Source organism: Rhodococcus sp. WMMA185 (assembly GCF_001767395.1).
In the GTDB taxonomy this organism is placed as follows: Bacteria; Actinomycetota; Actinomycetes; order Mycobacteriales; family Mycobacteriaceae; genus Rhodococcus_F.
This window is the reverse complement of record NZ_CP017014.1, coordinates 1154746-1171771: the sequence shown is the minus strand read 5'-3', so window position 1 is coordinate 1171771 and position 17026 is coordinate 1154746. Positions and strand designations below refer to the sequence as shown.

Annotated in this window: 16 protein-coding genes; 4 read left to right on the top strand and 12 right to left on the bottom strand. The window is 66.0% G+C overall.

What is annotated here, in order from left to right; translation table 11 throughout:
• Positions 1-3: 3 nt before the first annotated feature.
• From BFN03_RS05270 to BFN03_RS05240, 7 genes are all read right to left on the bottom strand, one after another.
• Complete coding sequence (locus BFN03_RS05270) at positions 4-1026, bottom strand: methionine synthase (RefSeq protein WP_084385502.1); 1023 nt, start codon at positions 1024-1026, stop codon at positions 4-6.
• A complete protein-coding gene (gene mnmA, locus BFN03_RS05265; protein WP_070378128.1) occupies positions 1023-2117 on the bottom strand; it encodes a tRNA 2-thiouridine(34) synthase MnmA in 1095 nt (364 codons plus the stop codon). The genes BFN03_RS05270 and mnmA overlap by 4 nt, the downstream gene beginning before the upstream one ends.
• The gene (locus BFN03_RS05260) at positions 2117-3337 is read right to left on the bottom strand and encodes a cysteine desulfurase family protein (protein ID WP_070378127.1); all 1221 of its coding nucleotides are present in this window, start codon (positions 3335-3337) and stop codon (positions 2117-2119) included. The genes mnmA and BFN03_RS05260 overlap by 1 nt, the downstream gene beginning before the upstream one ends.
• A 17-nt stretch (positions 3338-3354) precedes the next feature.
• Complete coding sequence (locus tag BFN03_RS05255; RefSeq protein ID WP_442971864.1) at positions 3355-4290, bottom strand: lysophospholipid acyltransferase family protein; 936 nt, start codon at positions 4288-4290, stop codon at positions 3355-3357.
• Positions 4287-5120: a GNAT family N-acetyltransferase gene (locus tag BFN03_RS05250; RefSeq protein ID WP_070378126.1), complete on the bottom strand. Its 834-nt coding sequence runs from the start codon at positions 5118-5120 to the stop codon at positions 4287-4289. Before BFN03_RS05250 ends, BFN03_RS05255 begins: the two co-directional genes overlap by 4 nt.
• A 139-nt stretch (positions 5121-5259) precedes the next feature.
• Positions 5260-6216, bottom strand: coding sequence for an electron transfer flavoprotein subunit alpha/FixB family protein (locus tag BFN03_RS05245; RefSeq protein ID WP_070378125.1), 957 nt, complete (start codon positions 6214-6216; stop codon positions 5260-5262).
• Positions 6217-6262: 46 nt separating this feature from the next.
• Positions 6263-7063: an electron transfer flavoprotein subunit beta/FixA family protein gene (locus BFN03_RS05240; RefSeq protein ID WP_070378124.1), complete on the bottom strand. Its 801-nt coding sequence runs from the start codon at positions 7061-7063 to the stop codon at positions 6263-6265.
• 241 nt (positions 7064-7304) lie between these two features.
• Here BFN03_RS05240 and BFN03_RS05235 point away from each other — a divergent pair, with 241 nt between their 5' ends.
• From BFN03_RS05235 to BFN03_RS05225, 3 genes are read left to right on the top strand one after another with little or no spacing between them, the layout of a single operon-like run.
• Positions 7305-8108, top strand: coding sequence for a class I SAM-dependent methyltransferase (locus BFN03_RS05235; protein WP_070380637.1), 804 nt, complete (start codon positions 7305-7307; stop codon positions 8106-8108).
• Positions 8109-8155: 47 nt separating this feature from the next.
• Positions 8156-9703 (top strand): 1,4-alpha-glucan branching protein domain-containing protein, encoded by a 1548-nt coding sequence (locus BFN03_RS05230; RefSeq protein ID WP_070380636.1) that lies wholly within the window; start codon positions 8156-8158, stop codon positions 9701-9703.
• Positions 9700-10944: a glycosyltransferase family 4 protein gene (locus tag BFN03_RS05225; protein ID WP_070378123.1), complete on the top strand. Its 1245-nt coding sequence runs from the start codon at positions 9700-9702 to the stop codon at positions 10942-10944. The genes BFN03_RS05230 and BFN03_RS05225 overlap by 4 nt, the downstream gene beginning before the upstream one ends.
• Positions 10945-10979: 35 nt before the next feature.
• Here BFN03_RS05225 and BFN03_RS05220 read toward each other — a convergent pair whose 3' ends face one another.
• Entirely contained in the window at positions 10980-11723 is a 744-nt protein-coding gene (locus tag BFN03_RS05220) for an acyltransferase (protein ID WP_070378122.1), read from the bottom strand.
• A gap of 139 nt (positions 11724-11862) precedes the next feature.
• Between BFN03_RS05220 and BFN03_RS05215 the strand changes: the two genes are divergently transcribed.
• Positions 11863-13170 carry an outer membrane protein assembly factor BamB family protein gene (locus tag BFN03_RS05215; RefSeq protein ID WP_070378121.1) on the top strand — a complete coding sequence of 436 codons (1308 nt, stop codon included), beginning with the start codon at positions 11863-11865 and terminating at the stop codon, positions 13168-13170.
• 10 nt (positions 13171-13180) lie between these two features.
• Here the strand turns inward: BFN03_RS05215 and BFN03_RS05210 are convergent, their stop codons facing one another.
• Genes BFN03_RS05210 through BFN03_RS05195 form a run of 4 tightly spaced genes read right to left on the bottom strand, consistent with a single transcriptional unit; the run spans position 13181 to position 17026 of the window.
• Entirely contained in the window at positions 13181-14341 is a 1161-nt protein-coding gene (locus tag BFN03_RS05210) for a THUMP-like domain-containing protein (protein WP_070378120.1), read from the bottom strand.
• Between the two features lies 1 nt (position 14342).
• Positions 14343-15314 (bottom strand): class I SAM-dependent methyltransferase, encoded by a 972-nt coding sequence (locus BFN03_RS05205; protein WP_070378119.1) that lies wholly within the window; start codon positions 15312-15314, stop codon positions 14343-14345.
• A 58-nt stretch (positions 15315-15372) separates the two neighbouring features.
• Positions 15373-16152 (bottom strand): enoyl-CoA hydratase/isomerase family protein, encoded by a 780-nt coding sequence (locus BFN03_RS05200; protein ID WP_070378118.1) that lies wholly within the window; start codon positions 16150-16152, stop codon positions 15373-15375.
• 10 nt (positions 16153-16162) lie between these two features.
• Entirely contained in the window at positions 16163-17026 is an 864-nt protein-coding gene (locus tag BFN03_RS05195) for an NUDIX hydrolase (RefSeq protein WP_070378117.1), read from the bottom strand.

The following is a 17026-nucleotide window of genomic DNA, read 5'->3' as shown; positions in this document are numbered from 1 at the left end:
GACTCAGAGGGATTCCGGGTCATCGTTGAAGGCACGACTCACCTCTGCGCACAGCTTCAGTGCCTCACGGCTCCACGAATCGTCTGCGCCCGCGAGCCCACATGCCGGCATCACCGCGACCTGGTTCCGAAGGGTGGTGCGCGCAAACCCGAGCCTGTCGATCAACCTCACGGCAGGACCCGCGAGATCACGCCAGGTAGCCGGTACAGCGGGTGCCGATGTCGGGACGAGTCCCAGCGCGAGTTCCTTCCCCGAATCGAGCAACTCGCCGATACCGTCCAGGTCCGCGGAGGTCAACTGTGACATGTCCAGGCCCACACCTCGCACGCTGGTGCGGCGTAGAAGCTCCGCGGGCAGGCCCGGCGAGCAGCAGTGAACCATGGTGACGCCACCGGCTCCTGCGAGGGTCGCCTCGAGGACAGCGAGGGCCTCCGGTTCCGGCAGCGCCCGCACGGTTTCCAGTCGTGTACGGCCTGCCAGTGTGCCGGCCAGCACCGCAGGCAGGCGCGGCTCGTCGATCTGGATCAGCACCTGCGACCCGAGTCGCCGCGTGACCTCGGCCGCATGCCGCGCCAGACCCTCACCCAACGATTCGGCGAAGTCGTGAACCGCGCCCGAGTCGGTGAGCACGCGGCGACCGGTGCCGAGTTCCACCTCGGCCGCCAACGTGAGGGGGCCCACCGACTGCACCTTCACGACATGCTCGCCGACGCCGAGCCCCGCACTCTCCCAAGCCTCCTCGATCGCGTCGAGATCCTGGTTCAACAGGTCGATGGCACGTTTCGCAACGGACCCCCGACGAGACACCACCCGATACCCGGTCGTGGACGTGTCCACGTGGAGATCGACCAGCAGGGCGCCCGCACGCCCGATCATGTCTGCACCCAATCCGCGTGCAGGCAACTCGACCAGATGCGGAAGCTCTCCGAGTTCACCGAGGACGATCGTTGCCGATTCCCGGGCGTCGGTACCCGGCCACGAGCCGACACCGCTGACGGTACCTGCCAGCGAAATACCCTGCATCACTGCATGTTCGGACGAGCATCGGTACCCGAAATGGTACCGCTACCCAAGACGATATCGCCCGCCGGGTCGGGTCGATACAGCACGACGGCCTGCCCCTTCGCTACCCCGGTAAGCGGTTCGCGCAGCGAGATGGCGATACCGCCGTCCACCGACTCGGCCACCGCCTCGGCCAGTCCACCGTGCGCCCTAACCTGGACTGCGCACTCGATCGGTGTCTCCGGCGCTCTACCCGACGTCCACACTCCGCGCTCCGCCGTGATCGAATGCACTTCGAGGCTACGCGCGGAACCGACACGGACAGTGCCTGTTTCGGGCTCGATGGACGTGACATACCGCGGTTTCCCATCCGCTGCGGGGCCCTCGACACCGAGGCCCTTGCGCTGGCCGATCGTGAACCCGTGCACACCTTCGTGTTCGGCGAGCACCTCCCCCGAGTCAGCATCGACGACGCTCCCCGGACGGACTCCGATCCGCGCGCCGAGGAAAGCACGGGTGTCTCCGGAGGGAATGAAGCAGATGTCATGGCTGTCGGGCTTGTTCGCCACTGCGAGACCACGTTCGGCGGCCTCCTGCCGGATCTGTTCCTTCGGAGTGTCGCCCACCGGGAACATCGCCCGGGCCAGTTGCTCGGCCGTGAGTACACCCAGAACGTACGACTGATCCTTGTCCGCATCGACCGCTCTGCGTAGCACGCCGTCCTCGAGCTGCGCGTAGTGACCGGTCGCCACTGCATCGAACCCGAGAGCGATTGCCCGATCGGCCAATGCAGCGAACTTGATCTTCTCGTTGCACCGCAGGCACGGATTGGGGGTCTCGCCTGCAGCATACGACGCCACGAAGTCGTCGATTACGTCTTCCTTGAATCGGTCTGCAAAATCCCATACATAAAAAGGGATTCCGAGCACATCCGCGGCGCGCCTGGCATCGCCGGCGTCCTCCTTCGAGCAGCATCCCCGGGATCCGGTCCGCAACGTTCCCGGCTCGGCGGACAGCGCCAGATGCACACCCACCACGTCATGGCCGGCAGCAACAGCCCGTGCCGCTGCGACGGCGGAATCGACTCCGCCACTCATGGCAGCCAGTACTCGCATCAACGATTCCCTTCACGCACTCCGACATCGGCGAGCCCCGCAGCACGGGCCCGCTCCACAATCTGCGGCAACGCCGCAATCACCGCATCCACATCGGCGACAGTCGACGTGTGACCGAACGAGAACCTCAACGACCCCCGCGCAGCGACCGGATCCAGGCCCATCGCCGTCAGGACTCGACTCGGTCGTGCCACACCCGCTGTACACGCCGAACCCGTCGAACATTCGATGCCGGCCGCGTCGAGCAGCATAAGGAGCGAATCGCCCTCACAGCCGGGAAACGTGAAGTGCGCGTTGCCCGGAAGTCGCGCACTACCGGTCGGCCCGTTCAGCACCGCATCCGGAATGGCTGCGCCGATGCGGTCGATCAACCTGTCGCGCAACGCCGTCAGGCTCGCGGCGCGCGCGGCGAGGTCCCCCGTCGCATGACGTAGCGCCGCGGCCATACCGACGACCCCCGCTGTATCCGGCGTTCCCGACCGCACGTCACGTTCCTGACCCGTGCCATGAAGGAGTGGAGCACACGGCACCTGCCGTCCCAGAAAAAGCGCTCCGACGCCTTGAGGGCCACCGAATTTGTGCGCGGCGATACTGAGCGCCGACAACCCGCTAGCGGCGAAGTCGACGGGTAGGTGGGCCGCTGCCTGCACGGCGTCGCTGTGAAGGGGGACATCGAACTCGCTCGCTACCGCGGCGAGTTCACCGATCGGCATGATGGTGCCGACCTCGTTGTTGGCCCACATGATCGTGACCAGCGCTGTTTCGTGCCCGCTGACCTCGAGTTCGTCACGAAGCGTTTGTGGGGACACCCTTCCCCACTCATCGACCGGAAGCCACGTGACTTGCGCGCCCTCGTGTCTCTCGAGCCATTCCACGGCATCGAGAACGGCATGGTGCTCGACGGAACTGACCAGAATCCGCACCCGTGCGGGGTCGGCGGCACGCCTGGCCCAGAACATCCCCTTGACAGCAAGATTGTCACTCTCGGTCCCGCCTGAGGTGAAGATGATCTCGGAAGGCCGGGCGCCGAGGTCGGCGGCGATGGACTCACGAGCCTCCTCGACGCGACGGCGGGCTGCGCGCCCGGACCCGTGCAACGAGGATGCGTTTCCCACGGTCGAGAAGATGTCTGTCATCGCCTGGATGGCCTCGGGCACCATGGGCGTGGTGGCTGCGTGGTCCAGGTAGACGGGAAGAGCGGCGGTGCGGGCGGAGGTCATGGCTCGACCAGGATAGCTCAGGCGGTCAGCCGTTCCCCCGCCTCGATGCTCGAAGCGGCATCCGCGGCGATGGCAAGGGCGGCATACCGGCCCGGCCCGACGATGCCGCCTGCCGCCAAATCGACTGTCTCGGCGCCCCGAACCGATCGCTCGCAGCGCACTGTGAGGTCGCGTCTCGACTCGCCGGGGTGCTCGATCGGGCGAAGATCAACCTGCGCCACGAGGCCCCGTTGACGGATGATGCGCCGGATCGACGGTCCTATCGTCTCAACGCCCACGAAGCAAGGACTCGTCGTCAGCTCGCCGGTTCTGCCGACGTAGCGGATCGTCACCGGTTGAACCGGACACTCCGAATCGACAGCCGCCTGGAAGAGGGCGGGGCGGAACCCACCGGAAGCCCGTCCGCACCAGGTGGTGCCCTCAGGAAACGCAGCCACTCGGGCACCGGCCCGCAGCCTGTTTGCGGTGGCCTCGACGGTGCCCGGAAGCGCACGCAGGTCCGAACGGTCGATCGGGATCACCCGCATCCGGCGGGCGAGCGATCCCAGTACAGCCCAGTCGAGCAGATCGGCTCGCGCAACGAACTCGGTCGGGGCGAGGGCGCTGAGCACCAACACGTCGGTCCACGACACGTGACTGGACACCACCAACAACCCGCCCGTAGGCCTTCGCTCTCCGCGCCGATCGCGAATATCAAGGTGGATCCCCACGCATCGAAGCAGGACTTCCGCGTACCGGCGTTGCAGTACGGCGCGCCACGAGCGTGGCAAGAACCAACCAGCGGTCAGGAGCGGGGCCGCGGCCAGAGCACACCCCACGAGAAGCCAACGGCCGGCCGCCACAGGTGCCGATACTTCGGTGTCTCCGGCCGGAAGACAACGCGCTCCACAGGGACTGGAGGGCATCCATGCATGTTCCGCAGTGGCGACACTCCCATCCGTGACGGTGCTCACGCCGGTATTCCCGCCTCGAGCGTCGCGGACGCGGACTGCAGGCGCTCGAGATACCGCTCGTTGATGGTGCGCAGACCGTGCAGCGCCACGAAGTCGGCGACACCGAACTCGGCGTCGTGGGCCGGCTCACCGCAGATCCGCGCGCCGAGCCGCAAGTAGCCGCGCAGCAGCGGCGGTAGCACCGCCCGCGCGGGTGCGGGAATCTCGTCGAGGTTTACGCCCTCGACACGAACCGGGTGCTTCGGCACCACCCTCGCCGCGGGATCGTTCCCGTATCGGCTCAACAATAGGTCGCGAACTCCGCGCACGTTGGATCCGGCTACGGCGCCGGGAGTTTCGCGCATCGGCACCGACACGCAGCCCATCACCCACTCATAGCCGGTCAACTGCAGATAGTGAATGATGCCCGACCACATCAGGCTGAGTACGGACCCGGAGCGGTGACTGGGATCAACGCACGCACGGCCCATCTCGACCATGCGATTGCCGACGGGGTCGAGCGCGGAGATGTCGAATTCGGTCGCGGTGTAGTAGCCACCTGCCTCCACGGCTCCGTCCGGGGGGAGCATGCGGTAGCACCCGACGAATTCACCGGTGGCCTCGTGACGGACGAGGAGGTGATCGCAGAAGTCGTCGAACCGGTCGGCATCGAGCCCGTCGGACGAAGGCTGGAGACAGAATCCGGGCTCGGCGGTGAAGATGCGGTGGCGTAGGCGCTGGGCCGCGACGCGGTGTTGGCGGTCGGAAGAGACGACCAGCGAATATCGAGGGGCGGTTACAACGGTGTCGGCGGTTTCAATCGCTGCGCGAAGAACTGACGAAGTTGTCATGACGCAGGTCTATCAAGCACGGGCGGCACCACGGCAACGGCGAGGTGTCGTGCCGATGCAGTGCTGGTGAACAGTCCCGATATGCCGGTGGCCCCGCTCCCCTCCCGGGAAACAGGGCCACCGGCAACCTACCGGCTACTCAGCCCTTGTGGGCCTTGACCGCCTCGGTGAGCTGCGGCGCGACGTTGAACAGGTCGCCGACGATACCGAAGTCGGCGATCTCGAAGATCGGGGCTTCCTCGTCCTTGTTGACAGCGACGATGGTCTTCGACGTCTGCATGCCTGCGCGGTGCTGGATGGCGCCGGATATGCCGAGCGCGATGTACAGCTGCGGGGAGACCGTCTTGCCCGTCTGGCCGACCTGGAACTGGCCCGGGTAGTAACCCGAGTCGACTGCGGCACGCGAAGCACCGACGGCGGCACCGAGGGAATCGGCGAGCTCCTCGACGACGGAGAACTTGTCGGCGCTACCGACACCGCGACCACCGGAGACGACGACGCTCGCCTCGGTGAGCTCCGGCCGATCACCGCCGACGATCGGCTGACGCGACGTGATCTTGACGGCGCCCTCCTCCTGGCCGGGGACCTCGACGGTGACCTTCTCGCCCGCTCCCGCTTCGGGCTTCGCCTCGACGGCACCCGGGCGAACCGAGATGACGGGGACGTCGCCGTTGGCCTTCGCATCGACGGTGAAAGCGCCACCGAAGATGGAGTGCACAGCGCTGCCGTCGGCGTTGACGTCGACGACGTCGACGAGCAGGCCGGAGCCGATACGGGCGGCAAGACGTCCGGAGACCTCCTTGCCCTCGATGCTTGCTGCGGTAATCACTGCGGCCGGAGCGGTCGACTCGACGAGCGACGCGAGAACGTCGACCTTCGGGGTCACCAAGTAGTTCTCGATGTCGGCCGACTCCGCGACGTAGATCTTCGCCGCACCCGCGGCTGCGAGCCCCTCGGCCAGCTTGTCCGCGGTGCCGGCGGCACCGGTGACCACTGCGGCCGGCTCACCGAGCGCGCGAGCAGCGGTGATGAGTTCGGTGCTGACCTTCTTCAATGCACCCTCTGCGTGCTCGACGAGCACCAGTACTTCTGCCATGTCTAACTCTCCCTGTGTGTTTCTGCTGGTCCGTAGCGGTGCGCGATCAGATGATCTTCTGGCCGACGAGGTAGGCGGCGATCTTGCTGCCGCCATCGCCCTCGTCGACGACGCGCTCACCAGCGGTACGCGGGGGCTTGGGGGTGGACGAGGTGACGGTGGTTCCCGCGTTGGCGACACCGACGGTCTCCGGGTCGACGCCGAGTTCGGCGAGCGTGTACACGAGAACTTCCTTCTTCTTCGCGGCCATGATGCCCTTGAAGGAGGGGAAGCGGGGCTCGTTGATCTTCTCGGTGACACTGACGATGGCCGGCAGGTTCGCCTCGAGTCCGAAGACGCCTTCGTCGGTCTCGCGCTCACCGGTGACGACGCCGTCGGCAACCGTCAGCTTGCGCATCTGGGTGAGCTGCGGGATACCGAGGTACTCGGCGATGATCGCCGGGACCGCGCCGACACGTCCGTCGGTGGCCTCGTTGCCGGCGATGACCAGGTCGGCGGGCTCGTCGTTCTCGAAGGTGATCTGTCCGAGTGCGGCGGCCAAAGTCCAGGCGGTCTGCACCGCGTCGGAACCGTGCAGGGCGGGGTCGTTGATGTGCACTGCCTTGTCGGCACCCATGGACAGGGCCTTGCGGATGGCGTCGGTGGCGCGGTCCGGGCCCGCGCAGAGAACGGTCACCTCTCCGCCCTGAGCCTCCTTGATCAGCAGCGCTTCCTCGATGGCGCGCTCGTTGATCTCGTCGAGCACGGCATCGGCGGCCTCGCGGTCAAGCGTGTAGTCACCGTCGGTCAACTTGCGCTCGGACCACGTGTCCGGGACCTGCTTGATCAAAACAACGATGTTCGTCATGGGTCTTCGTCGACCTCCTGTGTGTTCTTGCGTGGTTATCGTGAAGCGCTCCGCGTGGGCCGAGCCCTCGCCGGCCGATCTCTCGCGCACGATTGCTGTGCAAAAGATTACCCCACGTTAAGTTACCGACCGGTAACATGCGGGAAAGCCTCGTTCACCTTAGCGGTCCGACCTGCGTTTCGCCGGTGTGATGTAGACCACCTTGGTGAACGATTTCGCCCGGGGCACTACCCTCCCACCGGTGAGCGAATCATTTGTCGGCGACCGCGAGGACGCACCGCTGCCCCCGCTCGGAAACGAGCAACTGCCCCTGACTGGTGAGCGAACCGTGCCGGGTATCCCCGAGGAGAACTACTGGTTCCGGCGGCACGAGGTGGTTTACCGCGATCTCCTTCCCCGCTGCGCGGGGCGCAGGATACTCGAGGCCGGGGCAGGAGAAGGCTACGGCGCCAACATGATTGCCGATGTGGCTGCGCACGTGACCGGTCTCGACTACGACGTCACCGCAGTCGAGCACATCCGGGCGCGGTACCCTCGCGTCGAGATGCTGCACGGCAACCTGGCTGAGCTTCCCCTCGCCGACGCCGCCGTCGATGTCGTCGTCAATTTCCAGGTCATCGAGCACCTGTGGGACCAGGCTCAATTCTTGCGCGAATGCTTCCGTGTGCTCGCTCCCGGCGGCGAGCTGCTTATCAGCACACCCAATCGCATCACCTTTTCGCCGGGCCGTGACACACCCCTCAATCCCTTCCATACCCGCGAACTCGACGCCGCCGAGCTGACCGCGCTCCTCGAGGAGGCTGGATTCACGGTCTCGCTCATGACCGGTGTCCATCACGGAGAGCGGCTGAAGTCTCTCGACGCCAAACACGGTGGTTCGTTCATCGGCGCCCAAATCGACCGCGCGCTTGCCGGGGAGCCCTGGCCAGAGGAGTTGGCCCGCGACGTCGAGGGCATCACCACCGACGACTTCGCACTGCTCGAGGACGATATCGACGCCAGCCTCGATCTGGTGGCCGTCGGCGTGAAGGGCACTGTTCGGTGACCGATTTCACCGATCGCACGGGCGAGGGCCAGGATCTGGAACCAGGTATGTTCTGCTTGGTTCTGCACTCACACCTGCCCTGGCTCGCCAACCACGGACGCTGGCCCGTGGGCGAGGAGTGGCTCTACCAATCATGGGCGGGGTCGTACCTTCCCCTCACCGCGATGCTGCGGCGACTTGCCGATGAGGGGCGAAGCCATCTACTGACTCTCGGCATCACGCCGGTCCTTGCCGCGCAACTCGATGATCCCCACTGCTTGGCGGGGATGCACCACTGGCTCGGGAACTGGCAGATCCGCGCACACGAGGCAGCGGGGATGCCCGACGAAGCGCACCGCGACCTCGGCGCGCGCGAGCACCGCGCCTCCGCTGCCGCACTCGCAGATTTCGAGTTGCGGTGGCGTCACGGCGGTTCTCCCGTCCTGCGAGACCTTCTCGACCGCGAGGCATTCGAACTGCTCGGAGGTCCCCTGGCCCATCCGTTCCAGCCGTTGCTCGATCCACGACTGCGCGCGTTCTCTCTGCGAGAAGGGCTCGCCGATGCCCACGCCCGATGGAACTACACTCCGACCGGAATCTGGGGACCCGAGTGCGGGTACACCCCGGGCATGGAGACCGGGTATGCGCAAGCCGGTGTCACCCACTTCATGGTCGACGGCCCGGCTCTGCGCGGTGACACCTCGCTCGGGCGCCCAGTCCGCGAATCGGACGTCGTCGCGTTCGGCCGTGATCTGCAGGTCAGTTATCGCGTGTGGTCGCCGAAATCGGGATACCCCGGCCACAGCTCGTACCGCGACTTCCACACCTACGACCACGCCACCGGACTCAAACCGGCACGGGTCACCGGCCGCCGGGTCGAATCGGCACAGAAGGCTCCCTACGACCCGGTCCTCGCGTCGGCGGCAGTCGATCGACACGTAGACGATTTCGTCGCCACCGTCAGACGGAGACTGCGTGAGGAATCCGAGCGCATCGGGCGGCCCGCGCTCGTCGTCGCGGCGTTCGATACCGAACTGTTCGGGCACTGGTGGCACGAGGGCCCGGAATGGCTCGAGAAGCTGCTGCGGGCACTGCCCGCCGCCGGCGTCCGAGTCGGCACCCTCGACGACGCCCGGCAAGAGGGCTTCGTCGGCCAGCCCGTTGCGCTCGAGAATTCTTCCTGGGGGTCCGGCAAGGACTGGCGGGTGTGGGCCGGCGACCAGGTCTCCGATCTCGTTCAGCTCAATTCCGAAGTGGTCAGGACGGCTATGGACACGGTCGACAAGGCTCGAGGGACCGCATCGGTGCCGGGTCGGCCCGAACTTCGCAACCGAGTCAACGATCAGCTATTGCGAGAGGCACTCATGACGGTGTCGAGCGACTGGGCCTTCATGGTCAGCAAGGATTCGGCGGCCGGATACGCACGCGACCGGGCCCACAAGCACGCTCATGCCACACGCGAGATCGCCGACGCCGTTTCATCCGGCAAGGATGCAGCCGCGTACCGGCTGGCCGAGGGGTGGAATCGGGCCGACGGACTGTTCCCGGGTCTCGATGCGCGTCGTCTACCTGCCGCCGAGTTCACTGCCGACGAAACCACCGGAGGACCCAAGTGAAGATCCTGATCGTGTCATGGGAGTACCCCCCGGTGGTGGTCGGCGGCCTCGGCCGTCATGTGCACCACCTCGCCGCCGAACTCGCTGCCGCCGGCCACGAAGTCGTGGTGCTGTCCCGCCGGCCTTCCGGCACTGACGCATCCACCCACCCGACGGTCACCCACATCGAGGAGGGGGTCCTCGTCGTCGCTGTCGCCGAAGATCCGGCGCACTTCGTGTTCGGTGAGGACATGCTGGCATGGACCCTGGCAATGGGGCATGCCATGGTGCGCGCGGGCGTCGCACTTCACAAGCCAGGCATCGGCGAGGGCTGGCAGCCGGACGTCGTGCATGCGCACGACTGGCTGGTCGCACATCCTGCCATCGCGCTGGCCGAATTCTACGACGTACCATTGGTTTCCACTTTGCATGCCACCGAAGCCGGCCGCCACAGCGGCTGGGTGTCCGGTCGGATCAACCGCCAGGTGCATTCGGTGGAGTGGTGGCTGGCCAACGAATCCGATGCGCTCATCACATGTTCGGCATCCATGCAGGACGAAGTGACCACCCTGTACGGGCCACAGTTGCCGCCGATCACGGTGATCCGCAACGGAATCGACCTCACCGCATGGAACTTTCGTGAACGTGCGCCACGCTCGGGGCCGCCGCGTCTGCTCTTTGTGGGGCGTCTCGAATACGAAAAGGGGATCCAAGACGCGATTGCCGCGCTCCCCCGTATTCGCCGCAGCCACCCGGGCACAACTCTGTCGATTGCCGGCGAGGGCACCCAGTTCGATTGGCTTCGGCAACTGGCCCGCACCCATCGAGTCGCGCGCTCGGTGAACTTTCTCGGCAACCTCGACCACATCGAACTGCTCGGCTGGCTGCACGGCGCCGACGCCATCGTCCTGCCCAGCCGGTACGAACCGTTCGGCATCATCGCGCTCGAAGCCGCCGCCGCCGGAACACCGCTGGTCGCGTCCACGGCGGGCGGCCTCGGCGAAGCGGTGGTCGACGGGGAGACGGGCATGTCGTTTCAGCCGGGCGACGTCGCCGGACTCACGTCCGCCGTGCGCGAAACCCTCGACGACCCGGCCGCGACGCAGCAGCGCGCCGTGGCCGCGCGTGACCGCCTCACCGCGGACTTCGACTGGCACAAGGTCGCCGACGAGACCGTTCAGGTCTACACGGCGGCGAAGCGCCGGGTCAGGCACCCACTAGCCAGGCCGGAGATTCCCGAGCGTCCGCTTCCCGGACGCTGACCCGTCGCGTCCGTTGCCGGACGCTGATCCCTCCCTCAGGTGTCCTTGGCGGCTTTCTTGCGTGCGATGTCCTCGAGTGCGGCAATGTACTTCGCCCGCTCGGCCGCCCCAGCCTCCCATTCCGCCTTGCGGTTCTTCACTGCCTTGGCGGGCGATCCGACAGCGATGCTGAAGTCCGGAATATCGCCCTTGACGACGGCGTGTGCGCCGAGAACACAACCGCGGCCCACCCTCGTATTTCGCAGGACAGTGACCTTCGCCGCAACCCAGTTGTCGGGACCGATGCGAACCGGACCTTTTACGATGCCCTGATCCTTGATCGGGACGTTCACGTCGTCCATGCGGTGATCGAAGTCGGTGATGTAGCACCAGTCTGCGACCAGTGTCGACGCACCGATCTCGATGTCGAGGTACGCGTTCACGACGTTGTCCTTGCCGAACACCACCTTGTCCCCGATACGCAGCGAACCCTCGTGACAGCGGATCGCATTGCCGTCGCCGATGTGCACCCAACGTCCGATCTCGAGCCGGGAGAGTTCGGGAGTCGAGTGGATCTCCACTCCCTTCCCCAGGAAGACCATTCCGCGCAGGATCACGTGCGGGTTCGCGAGCTTGAACTTTGCCAGCCGGTAGTACCGCGTCAGGTACCAGGGGGTATATGCCTTGTTCGCCAGCACCCACCGGAGCGAGGCGAGCGTAAGGAAGCGGGCCTGCTCGCTGTCGCCCTTGCGGGATCCCCGCCACCTCGTACGCAGGGGTGCGCCCCACATGGTTGTCATAGCCCGCCAGCCTACTTATCACCCCGCGGCCACACGCGCAGGTGTACCCGGAGTTCGAGTTCCCCGGGGTGCAACCACCGCGCGGACCGGCGAGGGCGATAGTCTCTGATCCGAGCGCCATCGAAGACGAGGAGATCAAATGCGGCGAGTCCTACGTTCGTCACTGCTGGCGCTGGCGACCACCTCGGCTGTCCTGATCAGCGCCTGTAGTAGTGGAACGCAGGTCGAAGACATCTTCTCGGCGGGGGGATGGCCCGGTATGCATTCCGATGCCCGCAATAGCGACACCAGCCCGGTCACCGGCTCCCGAGACATCTCCCTCGCCTGGACGCGCCCGATCGGTGGACCGGTGGCGAACTACGCATCAGTGGCCGCCAGCGGCCAGATTTTCCTCACGGCAAACACCGAGAAGGGCTGCAATCTCTTCTCCTTCCAGATGGAAAGCGGCCGGAAACGCTGGTGCCGCGAACTCGGGCCCGGCGTCAGGGCCTCCACACCCATCGTGGACGCCGCCGCCAACGTCTACGTCGGCGAGAACGGTGCCATCAACTCGTTCAACGAGTACGGCCAGCTGCGCTGGCGCACACCGGTGGTCGGGACACCGCTGTCAGCGCAGTTCACCGGAGACGGAAACGTCCTGTTCATCACTCAGCTCGGGCAGATCAACGTCGTGGACAGACAGACCGGGGAGAAGGTCGTGGCGCCGTACGACCTGATCCCACCGCCCTCGTTCACCGAGGGCGCGAACGTCGCCATCATTCCCGACGATCAGGGTCTCGACAGTTGCTTCTTCGGCTCTCCCGACTGCCCTGTAGCCAACATGCCTGCGATCGACCTCGAAACCGGCAAGTTCTACTTCACGTTCTTCCCACCAGATGCTCCGGAGGCGGAACTCGTGGCGATGAAGTACTCCGGTGGCGACAACCCGACGATCACACAGGAATGGTCCACCGACGCACTTCCGGGCGGGAGCGCATCGAGCCCGACTCTGTCCGGCGACAATTCGGTCGTCTACGCCAACGACAACGAGGGAAAACTGTGGGCCCTCGATACGGAGACCGGCGAGCCGAAGTGGAACTACGACATCGGATTCGCCTCAGCAGGCAGCTCCTCGGTGACCGCGGACGGTTTGATCATTCCGGCCGGCGGTGCGAGCGGCCACCTTCTCGCCCTGCAAGACGAGGGTGACCACGCCGAACTCCTCTGGGAACACAGCGATCTGCTGCAGTTGGGGGTTCCCGCACAGACCGTCGGTTCGACGGGCTACGCGGTGGTCCGCGAGGGCACAGACGGGCTGGCAATGGTCACATTCGACACACAGACCGGCGAGATCGTCGACCAGGACACTCTGCCCGGGGCGCTCGGATTCACGGTCGGTACGTCGATCGGACCCGAGGGTGAAGTGCTCACTCCAACCCTGATCGGGGAACTGTTCGTCTTCCGCTGACCCGCGGGTACTACACGGGCGGCGATTCGCAAATAAAGGCGACCCCGGCGCGCCCGATCCGCGTGATCACCACGCTGAGCGAACGACTTCCGCGCAGCTTCAATCGCGGCCGCAAGGCTGCGGGGTCGACGTCCACACCGCGCACGAGAATCTCCACGACGCCGCAGTCGCGGCGCGTCAGCTCCTGGCGCAGCGACTTCTCCGAATACTTGACGCGGTCGAGAATGCGAAACCCCCGCGCGCCCTCGGGAACGGAATCTCCTGTGAGGTATGCGATCCGGGGGTCCAGTTGCCACAGGCCATGCCGTGCCGCGTAGTGACGCACCAGGCCCGCGCGGACCACGGCACCGTCGGGATCGACGATCCATCGCCCCGGGGGGCGCTCGGGGATCTCGTCGGCTTCGGCATCGGTCACCGTCCACACCGAACCATTTGAGGCGAGCACGCTCGCCCTCCTGGTGACACCGGCCCCGGACAGTCCCGGCGACCACAGACACGCTTCACGCACACCACCGTCGAGCGAGACCACCTCTATTTCGCCGTCCCAGCCGAGCCGGTCGAAATCGAGACCCGGAGCGCATTTCACCGCCAGCTCACGGCCGGCGTACGCGTCGAGCAAGTCGGGCAGTGGTGGCTCGAGCGCCGCCGGATCGTACGTTCGCCTGCCACCGGATCGCCGCGCGGGATCGGCGAGCACGACGGTATCGCGGGTGCACGGGACAAGTGCGTCGGCTCGGAGAACGGTCGCCGCCGGAACATTGTGTCGAGCCATCAGGAGGCGGACCGGGTCGATATCGCTTCCGATCACGGTCGCGGCCGTTCGGGCAGCGGCATTGAGCTCCGCACCGATAGAGCAGGTGACGTCGTGGACGTTCCGGCCCCGAAGGCGCTGAGCGCGATGCGCGGCCACCGCGCCTGGCGTCGACTGCTGCAGTGCGTCGTCGGTGAAGAACCACCCCTCGGTGCCCGGTAGCTTGGCCGCGGCCTTGCGACGCAGCATCACCGTCTCCGCCAGCACCGCCGCGTTCGATCCGAAACGTCTACGCGCCCGACCGATATCGGCCAGGCGCGTAGACGCATTCAGTGCGCAGCCATCCACCTCCAAGAGAGCAGCTGCCCCGTCAGGGCTCTGCAGGAATCTCACATCCTCGGCGGTGAAGGCGTAGCCCAATTCAGTCGCCGGACTTCACACCGGTGATCATGACGTTGTAGAAGAACTTGCGTGGCACCACGTGGCGAAGAACCTTCTCGTCGACCCAACTGAGCGTCTTCCAGCCGTTGAAGGCGAACCTGCCCCAGCCCCAACCCAGCTTCTCGGACGGTACTGCAGCCTCGAACGTGCGGACCGGCCATCCGAGCAGAGCAGCCGCGAACTCTTCGGTTGCAGCGTGAACCTCAACTGCACCAGCAGATTTCGCGATGGACTCGAGATCGCTCGGATCGAACGTGTGCAGGTCGACAACCGCCTCGAGCGCCGCCGCACGCGAAGACTCGTCCAGCTCCGCCTGTGGGCGTCGCCAGTCCGAGAGGAAGGGCAGCTTCGTGATCCGCGTGGTGGTTTCCCAGGTTGCGCGACCGAGCCAGCGAGCGTAGAAGTTGCCGATCGTGGTGGGCTCGCCGGCGAACAGAAAGCGCCCGCCTGGCTTGAGGACACGCAGGACTTCGCGCAGCGACTGCTCCACATCCGGAATGTGATGTAGGACAGCGTGTCCCACGACAAGGTCGAAGGTGTTGTCGTCGTACGGGATGGTCTCGGCGTCGGCAACACGACCATCGACGGGCAGTCCCAGGCCCTCGGCGTTACGCAGCGCAACCTTGACCATGCCAGGAGACAGGTCGGTGACCGAACCGGTCTTCGCCACACCGCCCTGCATCAGGTTGAGCAGGAAGAATCCGGTACCGCAACCCAGTTCGAGCGCCCGCTCATAGGGCAGAGGCTGCTCACCCGCGACGGCGTCGAAACGCCCGCGCGCATAGTCGATGCACCTCTCGTCGTACGAGATCGACCACTTCTCGTCGTACGTTTCGGCTTCCCAGTCGTGATAGAGGACCTGGGCAAGCTTGGTGTCCTTCAGCGCCGCCTCTACCTCTTCGGCGGTGGCGTGCGGGTTTGGAGCTGGGTCGTCATGGGGGCTTGCAGTCATGCGGCAAATCCTACTCGGTAGTAATGTTGAACAGGTTCTAGTTTTCCGGGTCTCGAGACTACTCGCCGGTGAACTGAGCCTTACCTGGGCCGTTCTCCATGAACGATTCCATCCCGATCGTACGGTCCCTGGTAGCGAACAGCGAGGAAAACAGTTGCCGCTCGACCGCCAAGCCGCTGTTCAGGTCGACCTCGAGCCCACGGTCGATGGCGGCCTTTGCAGCAGCCAGAGCGCGACCGGCGCCTTTGGTGAACTGCGAGGCCCACTTGCGCGCCGCCTCGTACACATCGTCCGGTGCCACGATCTCGTCGATCAACCCGATCGCCAAGGCCTCCTCGGCGTCGACGAACCTGCCGGTGAACACCAGATCCTTGGCCTTCGAAGGCCCGATCAGCCGTGCCAGACGCTGAGTTCCACCGCCGCCGGGGATGATACCGAGCAGGATCTCAGGCACGCCGAGCTTGGCGTTGTCTCCCGCGATGCGCCGATCTGCCGATAGTGCGACCTCGAGACCGCCCCCGAGGGCATAGCCGGTGATGGCGGCGACGGTGGGTTTCGGGATCTCGGACACCGCCGCAAGGTCGGCCTGCAGATCCCCGATCACGTCGCTCATGCGGCCGAAATCCATCTCGGCCATCTCCTTGACGTCCGCACCGGCGGCGAAGACCTTCTCGCCGCCGTAGACGATGACGGCCTTGACGTCGGAGTTGACCGTCGCCTCCCGCACTGCCGCCCGCAACTCCTGTTGAACCTGACGATTCAGCGCGTTCATCGGGGGCCGCGCGAGCCGGATCGTGCCGATGCCTTCGGATACCTCGAGGGTGACGAACTCAGCCATGACGGAGAGGTTACTTGCCTGCCTTCGGCGCGGTTTCGCGGGCCGACCAGGGATGTGGGCCGGCTTGGTAATAGCCCTCCTGCCCCGGGAACTCGACCCGGATCGGTTCCTCGTCGGTGATCAGTGTCGGCAGGATGGCCGGGATCTCCGGTTCCGCGGCGAGCACCTCCGCGACCGACCCGAAGGCGCCCAGTGCCTCGAGCTGGCTCCAGGTAGGCGGCAGCAAAATGCTGCCACCCGCGCGCCAGCGCGCGAGAGCGTCGACCGGGCTCTGCCACACAACTTCCTCCGCCTCGGACGTCGCACCGTCGGCGACTTGACCCCTCGGGGCTGCCGCAACGAAGAAGCGGGTGTCGTATCGCCGCCGCTCACCGATCGGCGTGATCCAGTTGGCCCAGGGTCGCAAGAGATCGGCGCGCAGAACAAGGTTCTCTGCATCTAGGAAGTCGCTGAACGACAGTTCGCGCTTCTCGAGTCGAACACGCGCCTCGGTGTACTCCGACGTGTCCTCGACCACCGTATCCGTGCTCGGTCCGGCAAGGAGGACGCCGCACTCCTCGAATGTCTCTCGCACCGCGGCGCACACGAGAGCCTTCGCAAGTGCTGCATCGGTAGAGAACCGCTGCGCCCACCACTCGACGGACGGGCCTGCCCAGCGGAAGTCGGCGTGGGCATCCGAAGGATCGACCCCCCCGCCCGGAAACACCGTCATGCCACCGGCGAACGCCATCCCCTGGACGCGTCGCAGCAGGAACACCTCGATACCGGAAGTTCCGGCGCCGGCGGCGGCATCACGGATCAAGATGACCGTGGACGCGTCCTTCGCCGGCACCTCGGGGTGCACCCGGGGCGCTCGCTCGTGATTCGAGACCAT

Excerpts from the sequence above, each read along its gene's own strand:
- mnmA (WP_070378128.1), bottom strand. The coding sequence starts at position 2,117 with ATGCGAGTACTGGCTGCCATGAGTGGCGGAGTCGATTCCGCCGTCGCA.
- BFN03_RS05260 (WP_070378127.1), bottom strand. The coding sequence starts at position 3,337 with ATGACCTCCGCCCGCACCGCCGCTCTTCCCGTCTACCTGGACCACGCA.
- BFN03_RS05250 (WP_070378126.1), bottom strand. The coding sequence starts at position 5,120 with ATGACAACTTCGTCAGTTCTTCGCGCAGCGATTGAAACCGCCGACACC.
- BFN03_RS05245 (WP_070378125.1), bottom strand. The coding sequence starts at position 6,216 with ATGGCAGAAGTACTGGTGCTCGTCGAGCACGCAGAGGGTGCATTGAAG.
- BFN03_RS05240 (WP_070378124.1), bottom strand. The coding sequence starts at position 7,063 with ATGACGAACATCGTTGTTTTGATCAAGCAGGTCCCGGACACGTGGTCC.
- BFN03_RS05230 (WP_070380636.1), top strand. The coding sequence starts at position 8,156 with ATGTTCTGCTTGGTTCTGCACTCACACCTGCCCTGGCTCGCCAACCAC.
- BFN03_RS05220 (WP_070378122.1), bottom strand. The coding sequence starts at position 11,723 with ATGACAACCATGTGGGGCGCACCCCTGCGTACGAGGTGGCGGGGATCC.
- BFN03_RS05215 (WP_070378121.1), top strand. The coding sequence starts at position 11,863 with ATGCGGCGAGTCCTACGTTCGTCACTGCTGGCGCTGGCGACCACCTCG.
- BFN03_RS05205 (WP_070378119.1), bottom strand. The coding sequence starts at position 15,314 with ATGACTGCAAGCCCCCATGACGACCCAGCTCCAAACCCGCACGCCACC.
- BFN03_RS05200 (WP_070378118.1), bottom strand. The coding sequence starts at position 16,152 with ATGGCTGAGTTCGTCACCCTCGAGGTATCCGAAGGCATCGGCACGATC.
- BFN03_RS05195 (WP_070378117.1), bottom strand. The coding sequence starts at position 17,026 with ATGGTCTCGAATCACGAGCGAGCGCCCCGGGTGCACCCCGAGGTGCCG.